Here is a 6,159-nt window from a genome sequence, read left to right on the forward strand (position 1 = left end):
GGCTGGGGCGGGGTGGAGTTGGGGTGCGGGTTGCGGCTTGAGGGCGCGGTCCCGGGGGTGGGAGGGTGTGCGTGTTTCTTATCCGCGCTCCCGCGGGGGGGGGGCGGGGGCCCCCCCCCGACTTGCGGCCGCCGCCGTTGGGGTCGGTCCAGCGCACGCGGGCGCGGTAGCGAAACTGTGGGCGTCGGTCGGGTCGGTGCTCGATGTCGGTGGTGAGGTCGACACCCATGGGGATGAGCTGGGTGTGGTCGGGCATTCAGGCTGCCTCGGATGGGTCGGTGCGCTTCTCGGCGAGCCACAGCTGGGTGTCGGGGATGCTGTACAGGTAGAGGCGGGGTGCGATCTGGACGAAGGGCGGGCCCTGCGGGGGAGCGGCGGTGCGCCAGCGCCGCAGGGTCGAGGGGTCGACGTTCAGCAGCGTGGCGAGTTCCTCGGTCGAGTACCAGCCGCCGTGCAGGAGGTCGAACTCCGCTGCCGGATCGGCCTCGTACGCGGGGGCTACGGCGACGGCCGGGGTCGGAACCGAAAACCGGCTGGCGGTGGGAACGTGGGGTCGGACGTGCATGGTCTCCCTCTGATGGGGTGGTGGAGCCGCTCGGGCTCGGTCGGGCACGCCCACAGTCACCTGTCCGCCTGGACGGGCGGAACAGGGCTTGGCGTGCTGAACGGGGCAGACCGTATGTACGTGTCGTTCTTCGAAGCGCGTCGAGACCTGGCGGGCACAGTGAGTGGAAGGCGACCTGACGTGTTCGACCGCTGAGGAGGGCCAGCCGCTCCCGGAATCCGTGCAGGTCACCCGCGGCTGAGGAGGCGCTTCTCGGCGCTGGCCGCGATGCATGCCGCAAATGGCGATCTTGCCCGGTGGGTCGCGACCGGAGCGCCACGCGATGGCCCGGAGTACCCTGAAAGTGACGCTAGACGCGGGACGGCAACTACGGTCTGTGACGAGCATAAGGAGTCCAGGGCTGTCACTCCCCCTACGTCGCGCCGACGCTAACTCAAGAGCTGCTTTTAATCCGTAGGCCTGCCGATTTCATTCGGAGACCGCATTTCGGTCCGACGCCCTTTGTGACCTGGGCTTTCTTTCGCTTGCGGGGGTGCGACAGGGCGCGCGACTTGTTTTCGATGGGTCGCGAGTGGGTCGCTCGTGGGGCATTGGGATTGGGTGACGGACCGTCAAGTTCTCATGCTGAGCTACGGATCGCTCTGTTTATCGAGGGTCCCGGATGGGCCTTCGTGCGCCGCTTGCGGGGCGTGGACTGGTACCGGATGCCGCGGGAGAGCTTTCGGGCCGCATCGATGACCACTCGGGCCGTAGCCTCGGCGCTGAGATAGGCCGTCTCGGGGAGGACCGACGTGTACGTGTCGGCGGTGGTCATGATCGTGGAATGTCCCAACTGGGCCTGGACAACCTTGAGATCGGACCCACCGGTCAAGGCGAGACTCGCCGCACCATGACGCAGGTCGTGGAGCCGGGCAGGTGGAAGGCCACTCCTGCGCACCATGTTCTGGAAGACGTGGCCGATGTAGTCCGGGCGCAGCGGACGTCCGCACGTGTCGGTGAATATGAAGTCGGACTCATTCTAGTCAGTTCCCGCTGCGAGTCTTTCCTCCTTTTGCTGGTTACGGTGTGTATTCAGTGCGTGGATGGTGCTTCTGTCGAGGGCGATCGTCCGCTCGCCGGCCCGTGTCTTGCCCGGGCAGACTTCCAGCCGCCCGTTCTCCCGCTGCTGTAGCTGCCGAGCGACTGTGAGTGTGCGGCCCGAGGAGTCGAAGTCTGCCCAGCGGAGCCCGGCGCCTTCTCCGCGACGGAGGCCACGTAGGGCGTACAGGCGGTACAGGGCGTAAAGCCGGTGGTCACTCGCGAACGCGAGGAATGCGGCGGTCTGGACGGGCGTCCACACGCCAACAGGCGGGTGCTCGCCCGTCCGCCTCCACCCGGCGACCCGGTTGTCCGTCTAGACGACCGGGTGCGGCCGAGGTGCTCGTGGTAGATCGAGATGGCGGGCAGGGTTGGTGGTCAGCAGGCCGCCGCTGCGCACGGCGAGGTTCAGGGCGGCGCGCAGTGTCGCCTGGACGCGGCACAGTGTGCTGGCGCTGACTGGTGAGCCGACGCTCTGGTGCCGACGGACGATGGCGCTGAAAGCCAGCTGGACCGTGTCGTTGGTCAGCTCGCAGAGCAGCTCGCGGCCGAGCAGTGGCACGAGGTACTGCTCCAAGTGCTGCCGGTAGCCGCGGGCGGTTGATGGTCGCAGATGCGGCTCGACGATCACGTACCAGCGTTGCAACCATTGCCCGGTTGTCAGGAGCCCGCCCTCGCGGACGCGATCGTGGTCTTGCAGTCGCCGGAGTGCCTGTTCGGCGTCAGCCCGTGTGCGGTAGCCGCCTCGGCGTAGCCGTGACCGGCGATCGTCGACGGCTGCTTGCCTTGGCATCGCGAGATACCAGGAGCCGTGGCCGCGGCGATGCAGGTCCGGACAGCGGCTTCCGAGTTGTTGGCCGGTGTGAGGGTCCCGGCAGCCGCACCGCTTGTAGATCGCTCCGGTGCCACGCATGGCGTTCTCCTTCCGGGTCGCGGGCGGACCTACGGCCAGTTTGGACCTGTAGGGCCGCGGAACGGGCCTGGTCAGGACCTTCGCGCGGGGGGGGATCGCGGTGTGGCGTGTGAAGTCAACGGCTTCCATGGGGGCTCGGGCGGTGAATGCGGCGGTGGGATCCCGCCCTAGAAGCTCAGCTGTGGCCCGCGCGGCGTCAGCCTGCCATAGGACGCCTCCAGGGCGACGAAGGTGATCGGCTGCGGCCGCTGACCCTTCGGTGGGCAGGTGGTTTCGGAGGCCAACTGGCCGCGAGAGATGCGGAGTTGCCGACATCAGGCTCCACGGACAGCGCTACCGCCAGTCGACACAGATCGGCAAATCTTAGTTCAAGTCATCGCTGGATAAGCAATTCTGACGATCAATCACTCAAATGAGTGATGGCTGTCGGTGGCGGCTGCTTCGATGCGAGCTGTCCGAGAGATTCCTGCCCAAGGAGGTTTCCATGAAGGCGTTGTACGAGCGGCTGGCTGGGGCGGCGAGCGGGCTGTCGGGGGACGGTGCGATCCGGATCGTGGCCCAGTACGAGCCAGCGGCTGGCGTGGGGGCGCCGGTGGCGCCGCCGACGGTGAAGCTCAAGGAGAGCGACGGTCCGGGCCAGTTGTTCGAGGACCGGTGGGTCGGCGGGCAGCGCACGAGGGTGGTGCTGCTGGACCAGAGGCAGTCGCAGGCGAACCGCTGCGAGACGGCCCTGCTGGAGGCCATCGATCTGGGGGACACGGTGGTGCCGCACCTGGCACTGCACGTGAGCGCGGAAGGCAGGGAGCTTCGGATGACGAACCTGGACGCGCCGCACCGCTCCCGCGACGCGTACTTCCGGGACGCGCTGGACGAGGCCGGTGTGAAGTTCGACGACACGGACACGGGCCGCGCGCTTCGCGATACCGGTACCGGAGACGTGAGGGCTTTCCTGGAGTCGGCCCCATCGGACCTGGTGTTCGGGCTCTGGGACTCGCACCGCAAGCGCCGCGTGCAGCTGAAGGTGCCGCGCACCTACACCTCGGAGATGGTGGGCCTGGACCCGCTATCCGGGAAGCGGGCGGCGGGGCGCTTCGACAAGTGGAACTTCCCCGGCGACAACGTGGAGCTGACCGCCGACGGGTGGAGGCCGGTCGATGGCACCGGGAAGAAGGGCAAGGGGAAGACGCTCAAGGCGTCGGCGGTCGGGCACGGCATGATCCCGCCTGTCGAGGGCATGGGCGGGGTGACGGTGCGGGCGATCGAGCGGAACGCGACGCTGGCCATGGCGGGCCTGAGGGCGCTGCGCTTCGGTGACGCGCCGAAGGAGTACGTACGGGCAGGAAGGGCCCTGCTGGGGACGCTGGCGCTGCTGGGGGACCGGTTGGCGTTCGCGGCGCCGGCGGTGCGGCTGCGGTCGGGCTGCGACCTGCTGCTGGTCTCGGAGCGGATCGAGTGGGTCGGCCGCGGGCGCGAGGGCGTCGCGGTGACGGAGCCACTGGAACTGGACACCGCAGGGCAGGCACTGGAGCTGTTCGAGTTGGCGCGCTCGCGGGCCGAGGAGGCTGGCCTGGTGTGGTCGAAGGAGCCGGTGCGGCTGCGGCCGAACTCGCAGGTGCAGCAGGCGATCGAGCGCTCCTTCCGCCTGGAGGGCATCGGCGAGGCGGAAGGCGAGTAGAGCGTCATGCCCTTCCACATCTCGGTGGAGCTGCTGGAGCCGCTCTACCAGGCGACCGCCATGGACGGCGAGCGCGCGGAGTGGCCGCCCCATCCGGCCCGTCTGTTCTGTGCGCTGGTCGCGCACGCCGACCTCGACGATGCCGCTCACCGGATGGCGCTGGCCTGGCTGGAGGCGCAGGCGCCGCCCGTGGTCACGGTGCCGGCCAGGCCACTGGAGGCGGAGCACCCGCGCGCGGCGTGGGTGGTGACCAACATCGTGGACCCGAAGAAGGTCACCCACGGCTCGCTGCCGGGACGCACCGCCGGCGGTGTCCCCCGGGCGTGGGCGCAGAGGACGCTGTCCGGTACGCGGATGGTGTTCAGCTGGGCCGCGGAGCCGGGGGAGGAGCTCGCCCCGGTGCTGAAGGAACTGGCCCACCGGGTGCCGTACTTCGGGCGCTCGACCGGGTCCGGGTTGCTGGATGCCTGGTGCGGCCCCGACGGGCCCGGTGACGAGGATGCGTGGCGGCAGCGCTGGAGGCCTGCCGCCAACGGGGAGTACCCGAAGGGCTCGCGGCCGATCCGGATCCCCTACCGCGGGTACCTGGCGTGGCTGGAGGAGGCGTTCGAGGAGCAGCGGCCGTCCTGGAGCCAGTCGGTCACCCACCACTACCTCGACCCAGACCACACCGACCGGCCCGAAACGCCGGTCGTGGACGGTCCGTTCGGTGACCTGCTGACGTTCTCTTTCGCCCCGGGCGTGGCGCTGGACCCGCGGTGGACGGTGGAGCTGACCGGCAGCCTGCGGAGCATGGTGATGGGCACCCTGGAAGCGATGGGCCACGACGTTGAAGCGATGACCACGGTCCACGGCCACAAGAACGCCCCGGACGGCCCGCGGCCGGTCGCCTACCTCGCGCTGCCGTTCGCCGGCCACCACCACGCCGACGGGATGCTCCGCGGAGTCGGCATCGCCCTGCCCCACGAGATGCCAAAACAGGACCGCAAGGCACTGCTCGCAGCCCTCCTTCGCCACGACGGGGGCCTGCGCTGGATCCGGTTCGCGGACGGGGAACCGCTGGACCTCGTACGGGTCAGTCCCGCCGACCACGACCAGTGGCCGCAGACCGTCCAACCGGGGACGTGGCAGGAGCCCTCGACGGTGTGGACCACGGTGCTGCCGATGGTCCTCGACCGCTTCCCCAAAAAGTACGAGGAAGCCGCATGGGCGGACTCGATCGCGGCCAGCTGTGTTGCGGCCGGGCTGCCCGAACCCGTGCGTGTGCAAGTGAGCCCGCGAGGCGGCCTCGTACCCGGGGCCCGGGGCGTGGACGGGTTCCCGGTACGCCGCAAGCACGGGGAGAGGCCGCTGCCGAGCTGCCACGTGCGCCTGACCTTCCCGGGGCCGGTGACGGGGCCGGTGGTGTTGGGCAGCAAGAAGAACTTCGGCCTGGGCCTGTGCCGACCGGAGCCCGACTTCCAGGAGGACGACCAGTGACCGGCACCGAGCGACTGTCGGTGATCGATGCGGCGGAGTTTCCGGCCTTCTTCCGGGAGGTCCACCACCACACCCACTGCCCCGATGGCGCCAGGACCGCGGTGTGCGATGAGTGCGAGGGGTGGGCGCCGTTCCCGTGGCAGAGCGCCTACCTGGACGCCGTGGCCGACGGCGCGGACTGGCCGGACCTCGACGTCCCCACCGCACTGGGCAAGACGACGTTCATCGACATCTGGCTCTTCCTCCTGGCCTGGGAGCACGCTCGCGGGCTGGGCCGAGAGCACCGGAAGGTGCCGCTGCGGCTGTTCTTCTGCGTCGACCGGCGTCTCGTGGTCGACCAGGCCCACCAGCACTCCACGGAACTGGCGGTGGCGCGCGCCGGGGCGCCCCCCCCCCCCCGGGGGGGGGCCGGGGGGCCCCCCCCGCCGGCCCCCCCGCGCGGCGGCGCGC

The 6,159-nt window shown here is 69.8% G+C and carries 6 protein-coding genes; 3 read left to right on the top strand and 3 right to left on the bottom strand.

The annotated features are described in order from the left end of the window. Positions 1 to 256 precede the first annotated feature (256 nt). The 3 genes from ACFV4F_RS04545 to ACFV4F_RS04555 form a co-directional block, all read right to left on the bottom strand. Positions 257 to 565, bottom strand: coding sequence for a helix-turn-helix domain-containing protein (locus ACFV4F_RS04545; RefSeq protein ID WP_380500407.1), 309 nt, complete (start codon positions 563 to 565; stop codon positions 257 to 259). Positions 566 to 1,184: 619 nt separating this feature from the next. Further along, positions 1,185 to 1,568, bottom strand: a complete 384-nt coding sequence (locus tag ACFV4F_RS04550) for a tyrosine-type recombinase/integrase (RefSeq protein ID WP_380500498.1) — start codon at positions 1,566 to 1,568, stop codon at positions 1,185 to 1,187. 390 nt (positions 1,569 to 1,958) lie between these two features. Continuing rightward, positions 1,959 to 2,555 carry a hypothetical protein gene (locus ACFV4F_RS04555; RefSeq protein ID WP_380500408.1) on the bottom strand — a complete coding sequence of 199 codons (597 nt, stop codon included), beginning with the start codon at positions 2,553 to 2,555 and terminating at the stop codon, positions 1,959 to 1,961. A 484-nt stretch (positions 2,556 to 3,039) separates the two neighbouring features. On the opposite strand from ACFV4F_RS04555, the gene cas7u reads away from it, so the two are divergent. The 3 genes from cas7u to ACFV4F_RS04570 form a co-directional block, all read left to right on the top strand. Then, on the top strand, positions 3,040 to 4,230 hold the full coding sequence (gene cas7u / locus ACFV4F_RS04560; RefSeq protein ID WP_380500409.1) for a type I-U CRISPR-associated RAMP protein Csb1/Cas7u: 1,191 nt from the start codon (positions 3,040 to 3,042) through the stop codon (positions 4,228 to 4,230). Positions 4,231 to 4,236: 6 nt separating this feature from the next. Continuing rightward, on the top strand, positions 4,237 to 5,709 hold the full coding sequence (gene csb2 / locus ACFV4F_RS04565; protein WP_380500410.1) for a type I-U CRISPR-associated protein Csb2: 1,473 nt from the start codon (positions 4,237 to 4,239) through the stop codon (positions 5,707 to 5,709). Continuing rightward, the coding region (locus tag ACFV4F_RS04570; protein WP_380500411.1) for a hypothetical protein at positions 5,706 to 6,159 on the top strand (454 nt) is incomplete at its 3' end. The genes csb2 and ACFV4F_RS04570, both read left to right, overlap by 4 nt.

The organism is Kitasatospora sp. NPDC059722, from assembly GCF_042733235.1.
Lineage (GTDB): Bacteria > Actinomycetota > Actinomycetes > Streptomycetales > Streptomycetaceae > Kitasatospora.